This is a genomic window from uncultured Streptococcus sp. (genome assembly GCF_963521865.1).
Classification (GTDB): Bacteria; Bacillota; Bacilli; order Lactobacillales; family Streptococcaceae; genus Streptococcus.
Genome location: NZ_CAUQWY010000018.1, coordinates 14,119 through 32,677, shown reverse-complemented (window position 1 = coordinate 32,677; position 18,559 = coordinate 14,119). Strand labels below are relative to the sequence as shown.

14 protein-coding genes are annotated in these 18,559 nt (G+C 40.0%); all 14 read right to left on the bottom strand.

Annotated elements, in window-relative coordinates:
* Window positions 1–121 precede the first annotated feature (121 nt).
* The 14 genes from purH to RWO85_RS06195 all read right to left on the bottom strand — a co-directional run bounded on the left by purH (window position 122) and on the right by RWO85_RS06195 (window position 18,192).
* Window positions 122–1,669, bottom strand: coding sequence for a bifunctional phosphoribosylaminoimidazolecarboxamide formyltransferase/IMP cyclohydrolase (purH, locus tag RWO85_RS06260; protein ID WP_314414735.1), 1,548 nt, complete (start codon window positions 1,667–1,669; stop codon window positions 122–124).
* Window positions 1,670–1,691: 22 nt separating this feature from the next.
* Window positions 1,692–3,509: a DUF262 domain-containing protein gene (locus RWO85_RS06255; RefSeq protein WP_261116908.1), complete on the bottom strand. Its 1,818-nt coding sequence runs from the start codon at window positions 3,507–3,509 to the stop codon at window positions 1,692–1,694.
* A 2-nt stretch (window positions 3,510–3,511) separates the two neighbouring features.
* Window positions 3,512–4,066 carry a phosphoribosylglycinamide formyltransferase gene (gene purN, locus RWO85_RS06250; protein ID WP_314414734.1) on the bottom strand — a complete coding sequence of 185 codons (555 nt, stop codon included), beginning with the start codon at window positions 4,064–4,066 and terminating at the stop codon, window positions 3,512–3,514.
* On the bottom strand, window positions 4,063–5,085 hold the full coding sequence (purM, locus tag RWO85_RS06245; RefSeq protein ID WP_314414733.1) for a phosphoribosylformylglycinamidine cyclo-ligase: 1,023 nt from the start codon (window positions 5,083–5,085) through the stop codon (window positions 4,063–4,065). The genes purN and purM overlap by 4 nt, the downstream gene beginning before the upstream one ends.
* Before the next feature lie 39 nt (window positions 5,086–5,124).
* A complete protein-coding gene (gene purF, locus RWO85_RS06240) occupies window positions 5,125–6,567 on the bottom strand; it encodes an amidophosphoribosyltransferase (RefSeq protein ID WP_314414731.1) in 1,443 nt (480 codons plus the stop codon).
* 92 nt (window positions 6,568–6,659) lie between these two features.
* The gene (locus RWO85_RS06235; protein WP_314414729.1) at window positions 6,660–10,385 is read right to left on the bottom strand and encodes a phosphoribosylformylglycinamidine synthase; all 3,726 of its coding nucleotides are present in this window, start codon (window positions 10,383–10,385) and stop codon (window positions 6,660–6,662) included.
* Window positions 10,386–10,586: 201 nt separating this feature from the next.
* Window positions 10,587–11,294 (bottom strand): phosphoribosylaminoimidazolesuccinocarboxamide synthase, encoded by a 708-nt coding sequence (gene purC, locus RWO85_RS06230; RefSeq protein WP_060627291.1) that lies wholly within the window; start codon window positions 11,292–11,294, stop codon window positions 10,587–10,589.
* A 169-nt stretch (window positions 11,295–11,463) separates the two neighbouring features.
* The gene (gene comB / locus RWO85_RS06225; protein ID WP_314414727.1) at window positions 11,464–12,813 is read right to left on the bottom strand and encodes a competence pheromone export protein ComB; all 1,350 of its coding nucleotides are present in this window, start codon (window positions 12,811–12,813) and stop codon (window positions 11,464–11,466) included.
* Between the two features lie 12 nt (window positions 12,814–12,825).
* Complete coding sequence (comA, locus tag RWO85_RS06220; RefSeq protein ID WP_314414724.1) at window positions 12,826–14,979, bottom strand: peptide cleavage/export ABC transporter ComA; 2,154 nt, start codon at window positions 14,977–14,979, stop codon at window positions 12,826–12,828.
* Between the two features lie 229 nt (window positions 14,980–15,208).
* A complete protein-coding gene (locus RWO85_RS06215) occupies window positions 15,209–15,700 on the bottom strand; it encodes a hypothetical protein (protein ID WP_314414722.1) in 492 nt (163 codons plus the stop codon).
* The gene (locus tag RWO85_RS06210; protein WP_314414720.1) at window positions 15,681–16,277 is read right to left on the bottom strand and encodes an ATP-binding cassette domain-containing protein; all 597 of its coding nucleotides are present in this window, start codon (window positions 16,275–16,277) and stop codon (window positions 15,681–15,683) included. Before RWO85_RS06210 ends, RWO85_RS06215 begins: the two co-directional genes overlap by 20 nt.
* Window positions 16,274–16,756 (bottom strand): stage II sporulation protein M, encoded by a 483-nt coding sequence (locus RWO85_RS06205; protein ID WP_314414718.1) that lies wholly within the window; start codon window positions 16,754–16,756, stop codon window positions 16,274–16,276. Before RWO85_RS06205 ends, RWO85_RS06210 begins: the two co-directional genes overlap by 4 nt.
* Window positions 16,753–17,889 (bottom strand): hypothetical protein, encoded by a 1,137-nt coding sequence (locus RWO85_RS06200; protein ID WP_314414717.1) that lies wholly within the window; start codon window positions 17,887–17,889, stop codon window positions 16,753–16,755. The genes RWO85_RS06205 and RWO85_RS06200 overlap by 4 nt, the downstream gene beginning before the upstream one ends.
* A 6-nt stretch (window positions 17,890–17,895) precedes the next feature.
* A complete protein-coding gene (locus tag RWO85_RS06195) occupies window positions 17,896–18,192 on the bottom strand; it encodes an uberolysin/carnocyclin family circular bacteriocin (protein WP_000837729.1) in 297 nt (98 codons plus the stop codon).
* Between the last annotated feature and the right edge of the window lie 367 nt (window positions 18,193–18,559).

Here is an 18,559-nt window from a genome sequence, read left to right as displayed (position 1 = left end):
TCCTCAACCTCTTTTGCGAATTATTTACTAATATTATACCACAAACGTTCGTTTTAATCTTGTTTCACTTAGTGTTTTAAGCTGAAAAAGGAAAGAAACTGTTTTCTTCCCTTTTGCCTTATTAATGTCTAAAATGTCTCAAGCCTGTGAAAATCATAGTTAGGCCATATTTATCCGCAGCTTCGATGGATTCTTGGTCACGAACTGATCCCCCAGGCTGGATGATAGCCTTGATACCTGCTTTGGCGATTTCTTCCACGTTATCGGCAAATGGGAAGAAGGCATCCGAAGCAAGCACAGCGCCGTCAAGGCGGTCTTTGGCTTGGTCAATGGCAATACGAACAGAGGCCACACGATTAGTTTGACCTGGACCAACACCCAGTGTCATGTGGTCGTTGGTCACGATAATTCCGTTTGATTTGACATACTTGATAGCCTTCCAAGCGAACTCAAGAGCTGTCGCTTCTGTTTCAGTTGGTTGGCGTTTGGTCACCACTTGCCAATCGGCTGGGCTTTCCTTGACCACATCTTGGTTTTGCACTAGAAGTCCACCAACCACGCCTGTGTATTCTGCTTCTGCTTCACTGGCATCTTGTGCGTCAAATGGCAAGGCAAGAATGCGCAAATTTTTCTTCTTGGTTGTTAAGATTTCAAGCGCTTCGTCAGAATAGCTTGGTGCAATGATGATTTCAAGGAAAACACCATGCATCTTCTCAGCTGTCGCAGCATCCACCTCACGGTTAAGAACGACAATCCCACCAAAGATAGAAACTGGGTCAGACTCATAAGCGTAGTCCCAAGCAATCTCGATGTCATCAGCCTGACCGATTCCACATGGGTTCATGTGTTTGAGAGCCACAACGGTTGGACGGTCTTTGAAGTCACGGATGATACGGATAGCAGCATCCGCATCGCGGATATTGTTGAATGACAATTCCTTACCGTTAAGCTGTTTGGCTGAAGCAATGGAGTAATCCGTCGGCAAAGCTTTTTGGTAGAAGTCCGCGTCTTGTTGAGGGTTCTCACCGTAACGCATGGCTTGTTTGAGATCATAGGTCAAGGTCAACTTTTCAGGTTTGCTTTCTCCGACTTGAGCTGTGAAATACTCTGCGATCAAGGCGTCATAAGCTGCCGTATGACGGAAAACCTTGGCTGCCAAACGTTGACGCGTTTCATAAGTCGTTTCACCATTTGCTGACAATTCGTCAAGAATCACAGCATAATCCTCTGGGTCTACAACAACTGTTACGCTGGCGTGGTTCTTCGCTGCTGAACGAAGCATAGATGGACCACCAATATCGATATTCTCCACCGCATCCGCATAAGTCACATCTGGTTTGAGGATGGTTTCCTTAAATGGGTAAAGGTTAACTACAACAAGATCGATAAGCTCAATCTGATTGTCCTTAGCCGCTTCTAAATGGCTATCAAGGTCACGACGAGCGAGAAGCCCACCGTGGATATTTGGATGAAGGGTCTTGACACGACCGTCCATCATCTCTGGGAACCCAGTCACATCATCGATGGCAATGGTGTTCACCCCAGCATTATCAAGGGCAACCTTGGTTCCACCTGTTGAGATGATCTCCCAACCGAGTTTTTTAAGTTCTTGGGCAAATTCAACAATGCCCGCTTTGTCTGAGACGCTGATTAAGACGCGTTTAGTCATTTTTCTTCCTTTCATTCCTAGTTTATATATCTAAAAATTGTTGACGAACTTCATCTGAATCAACTTTTTGAAACATTTTTAAAAAATTTATATAATTATCTGTAAGTTCTGTAGGAATTTCAATTTTAAATTGTCTTGTTTCCATATATTCTTCAGAAATCTTATTCAATCCCCAACTTGATAATAAATTTATAAGTTCATCAGCAATGCGGATATCTCTTTCACGAATTTCATCAAGTCTCCAATCACTTTTATCCTTAGATAAATCTTGTACCAATGTAATTGATGATTTTTGATAAGTTTCTTTCTTCTTAGCAAAATATCCGTTACTAGCAATAATATTCAGTTTCTTCTCAAAAGGTATCTTATTACCAATATGTTCTATCAAATCCCTAACTTCTCTTTCTGAATTATCTGGAAAGAAACTAGTTTGCCACTTTTGAGGTAAAATATGCTCTATTTCCCATTTTTCTGGTAATAATTCATCTTGTTTTTGATAAGCCAGTACCTTTAGAAGCATCCGAACCGTATTTCGATGTGCATTCTTTACTTTTTCTTTGAATTCTTCTTCATCAACTAAAGAGAAATCAAATTTAGGTGTTTTAGATTGATAAACTGAGGCATTCAAATTTAAAATACTACGCTTGACTGCGTTTATTGTTGGAGTAACTACGTACCTTGCTGACAAAACTGCAAATAAATTTCTTAAAAAGTTCAAAAAATCTGACTCAAAATTTTCAGAGCTTTTGTAACGTAAATAATATATTACTACAGGATACTTCCAAAATTCATTCGGATAAGAGGATAGAGAATCCAGTACTTTAAGAATTTCTTTATTCTCTGACCAATTCTCGCCTTCCACAACTATCCTATTATTAATAACTGTCCATAAACTTACTAGTAAACGAAGATTCGTCAATAAGTCACTTTGATATAATTTTTCAAATTGATTCTGAGAATAGTATTTTCTAATACCCGGAGTTGTAGTATTTCTATCATTCTCTTTAGCTCTCAGATAAAACATATAGTAATAAAACAACTTTTGAATACTCTCATTTGCATTTGATGCGGATTCATCAATCAGTTTCCACTCTTCGATAAAATCCTTTTTCTGACTATTGTCTATATAGTTATATATCTTAGCCTTAAAAATATCTGCATCAGATAAAGCTAGTCCTCTATCATTTAGTGTAGAAAATATTGTCAGTGCAGTATCCTGTGAATCAGCAGTAATAGGAAGCAAAATAGCTCTATTTAAAACATTTTGAATAAACCAGTAAAACAATTCTGGTTCTTTACTTGCATAATCTTCAATTAACTCCACAAATAACTTATAGTTTTCAGAATAAGTGTCTTTTCTTCCTTTTTCTGTTTCTCCCGTAACTAATATATTTGTAAAAATATTATTTTCTTCTTCACCAACAACTCTTGAAACTATTAAGACTTTTTCAAAATCAACTTCTGCCGTAAGTTCATCTTGTTCCCACATTGCTGCTTCAATCTGTCGCATAAAATTCTTTGACTGAAGAGTTTCACTCATAGAACTCAGTTTAGAATATAGAGCTCTTAAAAGCAAAAATAAAGAAGTAATGCGTTGCTGCCCATCTATAATTTCTTGTTCGTTCTCATCATTCTCATATGCTACAATAGTGCCTAAAAAGTATGTACTGTCTTTTTCTTCACCACTGGTATACTCAACTAAGTCATCAAATAGAGTCTGAATCTGATCAGTTGTCCATGCATATGGTCTCTGATATTCTGGAATAGCGAATTTCTTATTTTTCCCTGATCCAAGTAATTCCTTTACAGTCTGTTTATTAACCTCTATAGTTGTTACCATATTTAACACTTCCTCTCCACTCCCAAACTATCCAACACCTCTGGATACAACTTGTACTCTGCCTCATGAATGCGAGCTTCAAAGTTTTCGATGGTATCATCAGCTAATCGTGGTACGCGTACTTGTTTGATAACCTTTCCAGTATCCACACCTGAATCCACCCAGTGAATGGTCACACCACTCTCAGCAACACCAGCATTCCAAGCGTCCTCAATTCCGTGAGCTCCTGGAAATTCTGGCAAATAGGCTGGATGAATGTTAATGATTCGTCCTTCATAAGCCGCCAATAAGGTTGGCCCAACGATTTTCATGTAGCCTGCTAGACAAACCAAGTCAATCTGGTGCTCTTCCAAGAGTTCGACAATGGCTACTTCGTAGTCTGCCTTGCTCTCAAACTCCTTAAGTTCAAAAGCATAGGACAGAACGCCGAGCTTGTCTGCACGCTCGAGTACATAGGCATCACGATGGTCTGAAAAGACAAACTCCACTGGAAATTCTTCGGCAATCATCTGAAAATTTGAGCCATTACCAGAAGCAAAAACCGCTATTTTTTTCATTTGATGATGACACTTTCGTTTTCTTTCTTGACGATGCGACCAATTTCATAGACTGGTTCATCCAACAATTCCTTGACACGGCCTACATTTTCAGGGCTAACTGCCAACATGAGTCCCACACCCATATTGAAGATTTCAAACATTTCTTTATGTTTGATTTCACCGTATTTCTCAAGGGCTTTGAAAATCGGTAAAACTGGAACCTTGTCTTCCTCAATCTCAGCAGCCAAGTCAGCTGCAAACATACGAGGGACATTTTCGATAAAGCCACCACCAGTGATGTGGGCAATGCCGTTGACCAAGCCTTCCTTGATGAGTGGTAAGACAGCCTTGACATAGATACGAGTCGGCTCAAGAAGAACTTCCTTGAGTTGCTTGCCTTCCAATTCTGGCAAGATTTCCTCACCTGTGTAATCCGCAAAGACACGACGGACGAGAGAGTAACCATTGGAATGAATCCCACTTGAAGCAAGTCCGAGAAGAACATCTCCTTCTGCCACCTTTGAACCGTCAATGATTTGAGATTTTTCAGCCACACCGACCGCAAAACCAGCCAAGTCATAGTCATCTTCGCCGTACATGCCAGGCATTTCAGCCGTTTCCCCACCGATGAGGGCAGCACCAGCCTGCACACAACCTTCAGCGACTCCAGCCACTACTTGTTCTAGCTTAGCTGGTTCATTCTTGCCTGTCGCCACATAGTCGAGGAAATAGAGGGGCTCCGCACCTGCAGCGATGATATCATTGACACACATGGCCACACAGTCCTGACCGATAGTATCGTGCTTGTCGTACTTAATAGCCAGCATGAGCTTAGTTCCGACACCATCAGTCCCTGAAATCAAGACGGGTTCTTTAACCCCAGTCTTTGAAAGGTCAAACATACCACCAAAACCACCAAGAGCTCCCATGACACCTGCACGCTCCGTACGAGCCACGTGCTTTTTGATTCGTTCAACAACTTCATAACCCGCTTCAACATCCACGCCAGATCGAGCATAAGCATTTTTATTTGCCATTTTATTTTTCCTTTTCTTTAATTAAGAATCGTCATCCGCCTACTTGTAAAAACTGGTCTTTTCTTCCAAACTTCGACGATAATCTTCTTCGTAGTCGTAGAGAGGAGTTGGGTAGTCACCATCAAAGTAAGCGACACAGAGACCACCATTTGGCGCATCTGTTTCGATCCCAATCGAATCAATCAACCCCTCAACAGAAAGGTAAGTCAGGCTGTCCGCACCAATAATTTGGCGCGTTTCTTCAACCGTATGATTGGCCGCAATCAGTTCCTGACGAGTCTGGATATCAATTCCATAGAAGCATGGATAAGCTAGCGCTGGACTGCCAATAGCAACGTGAACCTCAGTCGCACCCGCTTCTTTCAAAAGCTGAACAATCCGACGAGAGGTTGTTCCACGTACAATAGAGTCATCAATCATAACCACACGCTTGCCTTTTACAACACCCGAAACAGCGGAGAGTTTCATCCGCACCCCTTGCTCCCGTAATTCTTGAGTCGGTTGGATAAAGGTACGTTGGGTGTATTGGTTCTTAATAAGACCCATTTCATTTGGCAAACCAGATTCTTCCGCGAACCCCATAGCTGCGCTGAGTGAGGAATTTGGCACACCGACCACAATATCCGCCTCATGCTTGAATTCTCGCGCCAATTGGGCACCCATACGTTTACGTGCCGTATGGACATTGACACCGTGGATATTAGAATCAGGACGAGCAAAGTAGATGTACTCCATAGAACAGATTGCTAACTGGGTATCATCTGTATAGCTGTCATACTGGATGCCCTTGTCATCAATAATCACAATCTCACCTGGTTTCAAATCACGAATCCATTCTGCACCAATGACTTCAAAAGCACAGGTTTCAGAGGAAACAACCACCGCTCCATTAGCCATTTTCCCGATAGAAAGTGGACGGAAACCATTTGGGTCAAGAGCCGCAATCAACTTGTCTTCAAACAGTAAGATATAGGCAAAACCACCTTTGACAAGGCTGAGTGCCTCCTTGATTTTGCCCATCAGACTAGGATTGTGACTACGACGAATGAGGTGAGCCAAGATTTCTGAATCAGAAGTCGCACTGAAAATGGCTCCTCTTTCTTCTAACTCCTTCTTAAGAGAGGTTGCATTGGTCAGATTCCCATTATGAGCCAAGCCAAACTGCATATCGTGAAAACGGAAGAGGAAGGGCTGGATATTATCTACAGAAGCTTCGCCAGCAGTCGCATAACGCACATGCCCAATCGCACCAGTTCCTGTCAATTTATCTAAATTAGCAGGATTTCTGAAGACTTCTGATAGAAGACCCATATCGCGATGCCGCTTTAGTTCCCCTTGATCATTGGAGAGGATTCCTGCCCCCTCCTGACCACGGTGCTGAAGACTGTGGAGACCAAAATAGGTCAATTTAGCAGCATCTGGATGTCCCCAGATACCGAAAACACCGCATTCTTCATTAAGAGATTTTACTTCGTATGTCATTTTTTATACCTAATTTTCATTTGCAATCATCATGAGCTAGATTTACATGACTTTTACATTATTGATACTATCTATTAGAAAATCTGCAAGTCTTATTTTCCAGTAAAGTATTTAACCGCCGACGCAAACAGGTGCTGGTCTTTATTGCCTGGGATATTTTGGAAAAGACCGTCCTCATAACGTTCTGAGTGGCCCATCTTACCGATGATTTGGCCATTCTTGCTAGTAATTCCTTCGATGGCATGGACAGAACCATTTGGATTGTACTTAGAATCCATACTTGGTTTACCGTTAAAGTCAACATATTGGCTGAAAATTTGTCCATTGTCACGGAGCTCAGCGAATTCCTCAGCCGTCACGACAAACTTCCCTTCACCATGCGAAACAGGAATAGCGTGGATATCGCCTACTTGCACACCAGCTAACCATGGTGAGTTGGTATTGGCAATACGGGTTTCCACCATCTTGGCCACGTGTTGATTGGCATCATTGTAGAAGAGGGTTGGACTAGTACTATTAGCATCCTCGAAATTTCCGTATGGAAGAAGACCTGATTTGACCAAAGCCTGGAATCCATTACAGATACCGATAATCAAGCCACCACGGGCGATAAAGCTATCAATGGCCGCACGCACTTTTTCATTAAGCAGGATGTTGACGATAAACTTAGCTGAACCATCTGGCTCGTCCGCAGCTGAGAAACCACCTGCAAAGAAGAGAATGTTAGCCTTGCCGATGTTGTCAACCATAGTTTCAACTGAATTGACAATGGCTTCTTCATTCAAGGTCACAAATGGCACTAAGTTGACCTCTGCACCTTCTTTTTCGAAAGCCTTAGCTGAGTCATATTCTGAGTTAGTTCCTGGGAAGACTGGGATGTAAACCACAGGTTTTTCAACCTTTTCTTTGGCTTTAATCACAACATCTGATACCACAGCTGGTACTTCAGCCAGTTCTTTGGCTTGGGCAAACTCTGTTGGGTAAACTTCTTCCAGTTTTCCTTGGAAGGCACTGTCAAGTTTCTGTCCATCTAGCTTCACACCGTTTACAGTCAGTGTAAAGTCTGCACTTGTTTGACCGATTTTCTCTACTCCAGCAATTTCTTCAGGAGATGTGAAGACAAATCCACCCAATTGAGCTGTCAAAGCCGTTTCAAGTTCAGGCAAGGTTACTTCTGCACCGATATGATTTCCAAAAGTAGCAAGTGCCAAACTTTCAACCACACCACCATATTTGACAGCTGATGCAGATGTCACTTTGTGACCATCTTGGATGTCTTCAAACTGAGCAAAGTTAGACTTAATCAAGTCAAAATCAATCTCTGTAGCAAGAGCTTGCCCTGGGATATAGTAAATGTTTTCCCCAGCAGTCTTGAATTCAGGCGAAAGCACCTTACGGCTATCTACGGTTGTCACACCAAAGGCTACCAAGGTTGGCGGTACTGTCAATTCTTCAAAGGTACCAGACATAGAGTCCTTCCCACCGATAGATGGCAAGCCAAGCTGAATCTGAGCTTCGATAGAACCTAGGAGAGCTGCTACTGGCTGACCAAAACGCTCAGCTTGTTTATCCATGCGCTCGAAATACTCTTGGTAAGAGAAACGAGCCTTAGACCAGTTGGCACCAGCAGCAACCAAACGAGCAGTTGCTTCGATAACCGCATAAGCAGCACCGTGGTATGGAGACCATTCAGCTACATATGGGTTGAAACCTTGAGCCATGACTGACGCAGTATGAGTCACACCGTGTTGAACTGGCAATTTCTGTACAGATGCCTCAGTTGGAGTGAGTTGATAGCGACCGCCAAGTGGGTGATTGACCGTTGAACGACCGACCGAACAGTCAAAAATGGTTTGCAAGCCTTTTTGACTCGCATGGTTCAAATCAGACAGAACCACAAGGGTATCTGCTTCAAGTGTGTCAGCGCTTGTTGTACGCTCTTCTGGGAGTTTGACATCCTTATCCACAACCTTAGCATCGACGACCACGCGCACACCATTGGTATCAAGGAAACGACGTTCTAAGTCGACAATTGTTTCACCATTCCAATGCATGACAAGATTTGGTTTTTCAGTTACTGTCGCAACAACAACAGCATCAATATTCTCTTTGTTACATTCAGCAACGAAGGCATCTACGTCCTCAGGACGAACCACCACAGCCATCCGTTCTTGAGATTCAGAGATGGCAATTTCGGTACCATTCAAGCCTTGGTATTTAAGAGGCACTTTGTTAAGGTCGATTTCAAGACCATCAGCCAATTCACCGATGGCTACACAGACACCACCAGCACCAAAGTCATTAGACTTCTTGATAAGACGAGTGACATCGCCATTACGGAAAAGTCGTTGAATCTTGCGTTCTTCGATAGCATTCCCCTTTTGAACTTCAGCTCCAGCAGTTTCCACGGACTCAACTGTTTGAACCTTAGAAGAACCTGTCGCACCACCGACACCATCACGGCCTGTCTTACCTCCAAGGAGGATAATGACATCACCAGCTTCCGGTTTTTCACGGACGACATTGCCCTTAGGAGCCGCACCGACAACAGCACCTAGCTCCATACGTTTAGCTACAAATCCTGGGTGGAAGTACTCGCGAACATAGGTCGTCGCAAGCCCAATCTGGTTACCATATGAAGAATAACCATGAGCCGCTGTTTTAGAAATGACTTGTTGTGGCAGCTTACCAGCACGCGTTCCCGAAATCGGTGCTGTAATATCACCCGCACCTGAGATACGCATAGCTTGGTAAACATATGAGCGACCTGACAATGGGTCACGAATGGCTCCACCGATACAGGTAGCAGCACCACCAAATGGCTCAATCTCAGTTGGGTGGTTATGAGTTTCATTCTTGAACATGAGGAGCCATGGTTCTTTCACACCATTAACGTCCACTTCGATTTCTACTGAGCAAGCATTGATTTCATCTGACACTTCCATGTCATTCAAACGTCCATTAGCACGCTCATAACGACCGAAAATAGTCGCCATATCCATCAAGGTCTGCGGTTTTTCCGAACGCCCCAACTCTTCACGCATGGCAATATACTTGTCATAAGTCGACTGCAATTGCTTTTGGAATTTCGATGCGGAAAAATCAATGTGTTTCAACTCTGTCTCAAAAGTCGTATGACGGCAGTGGTCAGACCAGTAAGTGTCCAAAACCTTGAGTTCTGTTTCCGTCGGTACGCGCCCGATTGACTTGAAGTAGTCTTGGATAAAGAGCAAATCATCCACTTCCATGGCCATCCCTTGCTCGGCCTTGTAGCGAGCAAAATCTTCTGCCGTATAGCTTTCAAAGAAAGTCAATTTGGGAATAGTCTTGTCTGACTCTGAAAATTCCTGCTTAGCAATCCCTGTCGTGATGTCCTTGAAACGAGAATCAACTGGATTAAGCAAGTAGTTCTTGACCGCCTCTAACTCCGTCGCGTCAATATCTTTATTGACCAAGTAAAGTTGGGCTGTATTAACTGTCACATCACTCGAACTTCCCAACAAAAGCACGGCTTCCTGTGAAGATGCCGCACGCTGGTCAAACTGCCCTGGTAAGCTTTCAATCGCAAAGAAAGCATAGTTGGCAAGATCCGCCTGCACAGCAACTTCGTCCAAAACATGGTCTGTCACCTGCTCAGAGAAAATGTGCTTCTCTGCAGGTGCAAACAAGCCCTCTGCCAAGTCAAATACATCATAAACTTGCACGATGCGAATACTTTTCAAGCTTGAAAGTCCCAAGTTGTGCTGGAGTTCTCTAACCAAACTCTCTGACTTGACCTGAAAATCAGCCTTTTTTTCAACAAAAATACGTTTATTCATCAATTCTTATTCCTTTATTTCAGCTCTTGCAATGTTCCCAAATAACCTTGAAGGTGTTATTTTAAACCTTGCAACTTTTCCCAGACAATCTCGTAGATGCCGGTTAATTTACCTAGACCCCGACGGAGTGTAAAGGTCTGGGGGACCTTTTCAGCCTGAGCCCTTACATCTGAAAGACGAAGGTTTTCCGTTTCTAACAGATTATTTCAAACCCTGCAACTTTTCCCAGACAATTTCGTAAACATCTGTTAATTCACCTAGACCCCTACGGAAAACATCCTTATCCATGTGGTTGCCATCCGCATCCCACAAACGGCAGTTATCTGGTGAAAATTCATCTGCTAAGATAATCTTGCCATCCTTGTCAAAACCGAACTCTAGCTTAAAGTCAATCAACTTAAGCCCAATCTCAGCAAACCAGGCTTTCAAGAGTTCATTGATTCGACGAGTTTCTTCCTTCAAGTAGGCGATTTGCTGGTCATCCGCAATCTGTAGGAATTTCACATGCTCATCATTGATGAATGGATCATCCAAATCATCATTTTTATAGTAAAATTCGACAATCGGAGTCTCAAATGCGATACCTTCGTCTACGCCAAAACGTTTTGAAAAGGAACCAGCCGTGTAGTTGCGAAGCACAACCTCGAGAGGAATAATCTTAACCTTTTTATTGAGTTGTTCCGTGTCTGAAAGTTTCTCCACAAAGTGAGTCGCCACACCAGCCGCATTTAATTTCTCAAAAATAAAAGATGAAATCTGATTATTCAATACTCCCTTGCCCGCAATCTGCTCCTTCTTGACACCATTGAAAGCAGTCGCCTGGTCCTTGTAAGTTGAAATAATAAGATTTTCATCCTCAGTTGTATAGATATCTTTAGCTTTTCCCGAATAGATCAATTGTTTTGACATTTTAAAGTTCGCCTTTCGTATTACTTGAGCACATTCTACCATAAAAAACCAAAAAACACAAGAATCTAACCGAATAAATATCAGATGTGTTTCAAAAATTGTAAAGAAAAAACTGCAAGAGTGATCTTTCTCACAGTTTAAAAATTATTTAACTCTAAAAACACGAACATTACTCTTTGTTCAAGAATTGATCCAAATAATAACGCAGGTAACTTTTCTTACCTGTAATCATCTGTAGACGACCTTCCACCCCGTACCGAAGTTTTTCAGCCTGCTCCGAAGTTAGATTAGTCTCCGCCTCGATTTTAAAGAAATTCCCTTTTTCAGTCTTGGTAGCTGTCGCATCAATACTTGTAATAGTAGAATCTAGGAAAAGTTGATTCTTGGCATCATGAGTCGTCGTATAACGAACAGAATCACCGACCTTGATCCTTGCTACATCTTTTGAACTTAGATAAGCTGTGAGTTTGGCTTTCCCTTCTTTCTCCAAGGACGGATAGAGTTGGGCTAGTAGGGCACCTTCTGCAACCATGCTAGAATCACTGGTCTCAGGATTAAGGTGAAGCACCCCATCCTCACTAGCCGTAATTTTCCCCTTGTCTAAAAGATCTCCCTGTACCTTCTTACCTGATTCTGCCTCCAAGATTTTCTGGTCTAGAAGGGTCAATTCCTGACCAACCTTAGCCAAGTGTTGAGATTTAAGGGATTCCAATTGACTGCTTAAACCTGACGCATAGGCTTGCTGGGTACCTGAACCTGCATACTGGACACGGTAAGTAGCAAGACTAGATTCTAACTGAGAAATCTGCGCTTCAACCTGCGCAACAGCTTGAGCTTTAGCTTGCGGATTTTCCTCACCCTGAGACTTGTAGGACTGGTAGAGCGAATAGGCTAGATTCTGACTGGCCAAGGAAGCACCTGTTTCAATAGCTGACTTAGCTGTCTGGTAATCGCGAATTTTAGCCTCTGTTTTGCTGATGAGGTTGCCGATTTCAGCTTGGGTTTGGCTAGCTGCTGCATTCTGGGACGCGATGGTTTCATTTTGTTGCGATGTACTAGCCCTAAGACTAGCCGCTTGGCTGAGGTAGTCGCGAAAGGTGGCTTGGTAGCCAAACTTATCCTCCTCTGGAAAGTGGTTCTCCCCTTCTTGTAGACTTTTTTGCAAATACTCCAATTGCTTTTTTTGATCCTTGAGCATGTCCAACTGACTGGCATAGGCCTCTACTTGAACACCTTCTGCCCCTTCCTGGTATTGAACCAGAAGATCCCCCTTCTTGACCAGCTTATTTTCTTCCAAATGATTGACAAGAATACGGTTGTTGCTAGTTGACTGGATATTTGCAAGGATACGACTAGGCTCGACAGTAGCTCTAGTAGACAAACTCATCTCCTTCTCTGCAAGAGTTGCAAAGCCAAGTAAAAACACAAGTAGAAGGGACATGGGTACAATCACCCGACTGGAAAAATTATGATAACGACGGTTATAAAACTCCGCACTTTCTAAAAATTCTGGTTTCATCCTCTCCTCTTTCTAGCTATTCACCAAATGGGCATAAAAGCCACCCTGTGCAAGCAAATCAGCATGCTTTCCTTCTTCAACAATCTTGCCCTGATCCAAGACAACAACCTTCTCTGTCCGCTCAGCAATGGTCAAGCGGTGAGCAATGAAAATCAAGGTCTTGTCTAAAGCCATGAGATTATCGACAATTCGCTTCTCTGTCAAAATATCCAAACTGCTGGTCGCCTCATCCAAAATTAAGACCGGCGCATCTGTCAAGAGAGCACGCGCCAGAGCGATTCTCTGACGTTGACCACCTGAGATCCCTGCCCCATCCGAAGTCAATTCTGTCTGGTAATTCAGGGGCATACGCTCGATATCCTCCCGAATCTCTGCCAATTCGACCGCCCGTAAGATATCCTCTTGAGTCGTCCCCTCCTTGGCTCCCAAAAGAAGATTCTCCAAAATCGTTCCGTTAAAGACATAGGGCTGTTGAGGCAGATAGTTGATATACTGACGCAGAGCCTTTTTATCAATCTGATTGAGATTGACACCACCCAGACTAATCTCTCCCTGACTTGGGTCGTAAAAATTAACCATCATCTTAGCCAAAGTAGTCTTACCTGACCCTGAAATCCCCACAAAAGCTACTTTAGAACCTTGGGAAATCGTCAAATTGATATCCGACAAAACGTCTCGACCATAGCCATACTTGTAGGAAACCTGCTTGAAGGTCATCTCTCCCTTCATCAAGCTCAGATCCTCAACTGTTTTCTTCTCCTCAAACTCAGAAGCTACCAGATAGACCTCATTCAGACGGTTATTGGCGACCTGCGCAGTCTGAAGTTTGGTTTGCAGATTGATGATATTTTCCAAAGGATTGGTAAAGTAAACAAGCAAGGTATTATAGGTAATCAACTGCCCCAAACTCATCTTGCCATCCATGACCAGAACAGCCCCCATCCAGAGAATGCCGACATTGAGCAAGAGATGGGCAACTTTTTTCAGAGCCTTTTGCTGACTCTCTGCTCGACTATAGGTAAAGGATTTTTTCAGATAATCCACAAATTCCTTGTCAATCTTTTGGTAACGCTGACTTTCACTGGTCAAGGACTTGATAGTTTCAATACCATTGATGTCCTCAATGATAGAAGAAGACAGAACCGCATTGGCTTCCATGGTGTCCCGATTCATCTTTTCAAACGGCTTCATAAAAGCAAAGATAATCACTGTGTAGATAGGAAGTGCCAATAAAGTCATGAAAAAGAGATTGGTATTTTGTGAAAATAAAACAAGAGAAATAATGACAACCGTTGACACATCTAGGAAAATCGAAAGAATGGTCGAAGCCAGCGCATCGATGATACTGTTAGCATCTGTAAAACGAGACACGATTTCCCCTGTACGACGTGTCGCAAAGAAGGACATAGGCAGGTGAAAAACATGCTTGATATAGGACAAAATCACGTCAATCGACAGGCGTTGCCCCAAAACAAGTAAGAGATACTCCTGAGCGTAGGACAAAATCTGCTGAAGAATATAAACGATAACCAGCCCAATAGAAATGATCCCCAGTGTCGAACGCATCTGATCTGGCACATAGGTATCAATGATAGACTGCAAATAATAAGAACCCACAATGTTAATCAAGGTTACCAAGAGCGTTGCCAAAACGATATTGGCAATCAAGCCACGCTGCTTCACTAATATAGGGATAAAAGAGAGCAGACCATTCTTTTGATCCTTATGAGGCTTGTAGTCTGGACTAGGTGCCATAAAAAGGGTCACTCCTGTCCACTCTTGCGAAAATCGCTCACGTGGCAGTTTAGTCAACTTCACCCCAGGATCTGGATCGGCAATATGAATGCTATCCTTATCCTGCCCAGTCACCACATAGTAGTGGAGCAATTTTCCTTCCTTAAGCACATGGGCAACAAAAGGAAAGGTCAAATCTGGCAAGTCAAAGAGCGTCATATCTGCCTTGATAGCTCGCGTCTCAAAGCCAATCTCCTCTGCCACCTTGACCAAGCCCAAAGCCGTCGTCCCATCCATGGTCGTCTTGGCCAATTCTCGCAAGTGAGCCAAAGAATAATAGCTACCATAGTAGCCAAAAACCATGGCTAATGAAGCTACACCGCAGTCCATCTGATCCACCTGCGGACGATAGTGACGTTTCCCAAATTTCATATTCATCTCCTTTTTTCTAAACTCATCTGATAACAACTATCTTACCCCAATCCCCAAACAAAAACTGGACTTCCTCCCCAAATGCGTCTATCCCCCTCCCAACTGCACTTTTTAGATAAAGAAAATAGGCAGAACAAACGTCCTACCTAGAAAATATAAGAATTCCAAGTTAACAAAACCGAAATGATTTCGTATCATTATTAAGTAAAGAAAAGAAATTTTAGTATTTCTAAAAACTATTTATAATAGACATTATAGCATTAAATAAAAATGGTACAGAAAACACTACTGTCAATCTTAAATTTTTAAATCTCGCATAATTTGTTATCCCAATTAGTAATACTGTCAATATGCTGAAATAGGCAAACTTTATATCCGATGGATTAAATAAGTAACAAAGTAAAATGCTAAAACTTAAGGTTATATTTTTAGATAAAAGAACATCTCCAAAGTTCCTCTTATCCTTATCAAAAAATAATGTAATCAGAAAGAGAGAAAATCCATATTCAATAAGAGTTGCTATAAATGTGAAAACAACAGAAATCACTGTCAATATTGTTTCTATTTTAATTGTAAAAAGATTAGATAGTTCAGATAATTTATCAATTTGTTCATCTAAAATTCCCGACTTCATCAGTAAATCAATAAACAAATATAAAAGAAAAAGATAAATAATCAGATTCATTAACTTGTATAAACTATTATTTGTTTGAAATTTCATAAACCTGTCCTTCCTCTATTAAAATCCTTTGAGATTTGCTAATCAATTCTTGATGCAATAAATTATGTGATACATATATAATAGTAGAGCTTTCTTTCATGGAAATTAAGCGTTTAGCAATCATATCAATACTTCTTGCATCCACTGTTGATAAGATCTCATCAATAAAAATATAATCCCAATTTTTAGCAAAAATTAAGGATAAGCCTAATTTGAATTTTGTTCCAGTAGAGGCTGTCATATAGTTATCTCCGATTTTGTTATCAAAAAAAGTATTAATTTGTTCTTTATCCTCAAATGATAGATGAATTTGAAAAGAATCACACAATAACTGCAAATTTTCTTCTATAGTGAATGGAATAATCCCAAGCTGATTGGTATCAAGGTATAGTACATCTTTGGAGACACAATTCTTTAAACCACTATCAAAAGTCTCTAGCCCAGCTAAAAGTTGTAGAAGGGTGCTCTTTCCTGAACCATTCTCTCCTTCAACTCTGTAAATTCCCTTATCAATCTCGAGTGATATATTTTTCAGTATACATTTATCATAACTTTTGGATTCATTTTCAATTTTCATAATTTAATTCCCTCTATCAACGCTGCTAAAATTAATAAAAGATAAGAAATGATATACCATTTTAAATTACTTTTTATATAAATAAGTATATTTTTAATTCCCCTATCCTTCAATAATCGGTATAAAAGATACTGACTCATACCTTGGTACCAAATAAAATTCGGTATTTCAATAAGACCATGAGGTAATATTCCTTTTATTGTAGCTACTATTCCAATCATATGACCAGATATACCCAATTGTATTCCTAAAGATAGCAAATCAAAAAGTTGCAATAAGGGCGAAATCGGAAAACAGAATAGATATAGCAAAAAATTTGTAGAATTTGCCTGTAAAACTGTCAATGTAAATTGTAATTCCAGTTTCGGAGGTATAGTAGCAAAAGTCTCACTTTTTAATATAAAGCTTAAAAGTAAACCTAGTGAAAAACAGACTATACAAAATAACACATAGTAAATCAGAAAACCACTTTTTCTCATCTAATACCCCCTACTAAAGTTAAAAATATTATCAGAAAACAATATAAAACCAGAAAACTCCATCTCAATAAACTAACTGTACCTTTAATTAAAAATAGAGCTTTCTTATAATAGACATAGGCTATAAAATAATTGAATGGAATCAATAACAAATTCAACAAAATACTTTTTATATCAGTACTATAACTTGTCACCGGAATCAAACATAACAACAATGAAAATTGTAAGAAAGAGATTAAATGCGTCAACATCATTAGTTGTACATTCTTAAAAAAGAAATTCATTTTAGAATGATTGAGAGCAGATAATTGGAGTAAAGCTAGATCTACCCCAATTGAGGATTTATGATTCCCTATTATTGCCTCCATTAATGTGATATATATTGAGGTATAAAGAAACAATATTGGTATTTTTGTGCCATCAATTGATAACATCGTCATCATATACCAAAATAGATATGAAAGGAGAATACTAATCAAAATAAAAGAAAAAGTTAACCCTTTATTTAACCAACAAAAACGAAGCAATATAAATAGACTGCTACGAAATCTTTTTTGGCTCATTCGACTGCTTTTAAAATAGAGATTACTCGCATGATTATCTAATATCCCCATGACTAAAATAAAATAATTGAGTAGTATGGCATAAATTACAACTTGTCCTTGTTCTATAGACAATAGTCCTATAGAGAAAAATAAGAACAATTTACTTATAATTGAAAACAAACTAGGTAGAATTAAAGAAATAATTTGAATAACTATCAAACAAAGAGTAATGGATAAATAAAAATATCCAATAATGTCTAGAAAATACAAAACAAATAAATAAATGAATGATTGTAAAATTTGGAAAGAATAATATTTCTTGATAATGGCAAGAAGATAGAGAAAAATGTAGTTTTTCCTTATATAGAAAGTATTTATTTTTTTACTTTGAATAGGCAGTTTCATATTATAACGATTCAAAGTAGCGTAATCTACTACCAAAAAAAGTAAAAATAATTTCCCTTGAAAAGGAAAATAGCTTTTAAAATAGATTGACAAACTTATGATAACAACAAACAAAAGGGTTATCCCAATAAAATTAAGATAACCTAAAATACTTTCACATTCTTTTTTAGAAAGTATTTTCATCTAGTTCTACCATAGAGCTGCTTTAGCAGCACTTTTCTTTTTCAACATATAAAGAACTGTTGCTGCAATACCCGAACCAATAGAACCTACTCCTGTGATTGCACCTACAATTGAAATTACTGCTGTAACTGTACTATAAGCACTAATCAAATTGACTACAGTAGCAGCAGATCCTGTCGAAATTCCTAATGTCCCAGCCAACATAGGAAAAGAAACAACACCTAAGCTTAACCAACTAATGACTGCTAACATTACTGAAACAATGAGAAATTTATTATGAAATTCCATTCTTTTAGATTTCATTTTAGTGTACTCCTTTTGTATATTATTTATGTTTTATTGAGAGTTAATTCGCATATGTTGTATTCCTAACTCTCTTCAAATGTTCGTCTATATTTTATACTACTTTTATTAACATATCTATAATAAATAAATTACTACTACATTTTCCTAGATTATCAAATTACTTTTATATCACTAAGACTCAATAAAAGATAATGTCTATTTAACTTTTATACGATTACTATCTCCTTTTTAGTTCACACTTCCTACATCATAAATAAACATACTCAACCCTCACAATCTCCAAATCACTCTTTTATATCATTGAAAATTAAGTTTCATCCTCTATACTAATGTAGGAAACCTATTAAAACATTCCTTTAATCCA

Bases quoted from the DNA above. Each gene is read 5' to 3' on its own strand.
- purH (WP_314414735.1), bottom strand. From the start codon at position 1,669: ATGACTAAACGCGTCTTAATCAGCGTCTCAGACAAAGCGGGCATTGTT.
- RWO85_RS06255 (WP_261116908.1), bottom strand. From the start codon at position 3,509: ATGGTAACAACTATAGAGGTTAATAAACAGACTGTAAAGGAATTACTT.
- purN (WP_314414734.1), bottom strand. From the start codon at position 4,066: ATGAAAAAAATAGCGGTTTTTGCTTCTGGTAATGGCTCAAATTTTCAG.
- purM (WP_314414733.1), bottom strand. From the start codon at position 5,085: ATGGCAAATAAAAATGCTTATGCTCGATCTGGCGTGGATGTTGAAGCG.
- purF (WP_314414731.1), bottom strand. From the start codon at position 6,567: ATGACATACGAAGTAAAATCTCTTAATGAAGAATGCGGTGTTTTCGGT.
- RWO85_RS06235 (WP_314414729.1), bottom strand. From the start codon at position 10,385: ATGAATAAACGTATTTTTGTTGAAAAAAAGGCTGATTTTCAGGTCAAG.
- purC (WP_060627291.1), bottom strand. From the start codon at position 11,294: ATGTCAAAACAATTGATCTATTCGGGAAAAGCTAAAGATATCTATACA.
- comB (WP_314414727.1), bottom strand. From the start codon at position 12,813: ATGAAACCAGAATTTTTAGAAAGTGCGGAGTTTTATAACCGTCGTTAT.
- comA (WP_314414724.1), bottom strand. From the start codon at position 14,979: ATGAAATTTGGGAAACGTCACTATCGTCCGCAGGTGGATCAGATGGAC.
- RWO85_RS06215 (WP_314414722.1), bottom strand. From the start codon at position 15,700: ATGAAATTTCAAACAAATAATAGTTTATACAAGTTAATGAATCTGATT.
- RWO85_RS06210 (WP_314414720.1), bottom strand. From the start codon at position 16,277: ATGAAAATTGAAAATGAATCCAAAAGTTATGATAAATGTATACTGAAA.
- RWO85_RS06205 (WP_314414718.1), bottom strand. From the start codon at position 16,756: ATGAGAAAAAGTGGTTTTCTGATTTACTATGTGTTATTTTGTATAGTC.
- RWO85_RS06200 (WP_314414717.1), bottom strand. From the start codon at position 17,889: ATGAAAATACTTTCTAAAAAAGAATGTGAAAGTATTTTAGGTTATCTT.
- RWO85_RS06195 (WP_000837729.1), bottom strand. From the start codon at position 18,192: ATGAAATCTAAAAGAATGGAATTTCATAATAAATTTCTCATTGTTTCA.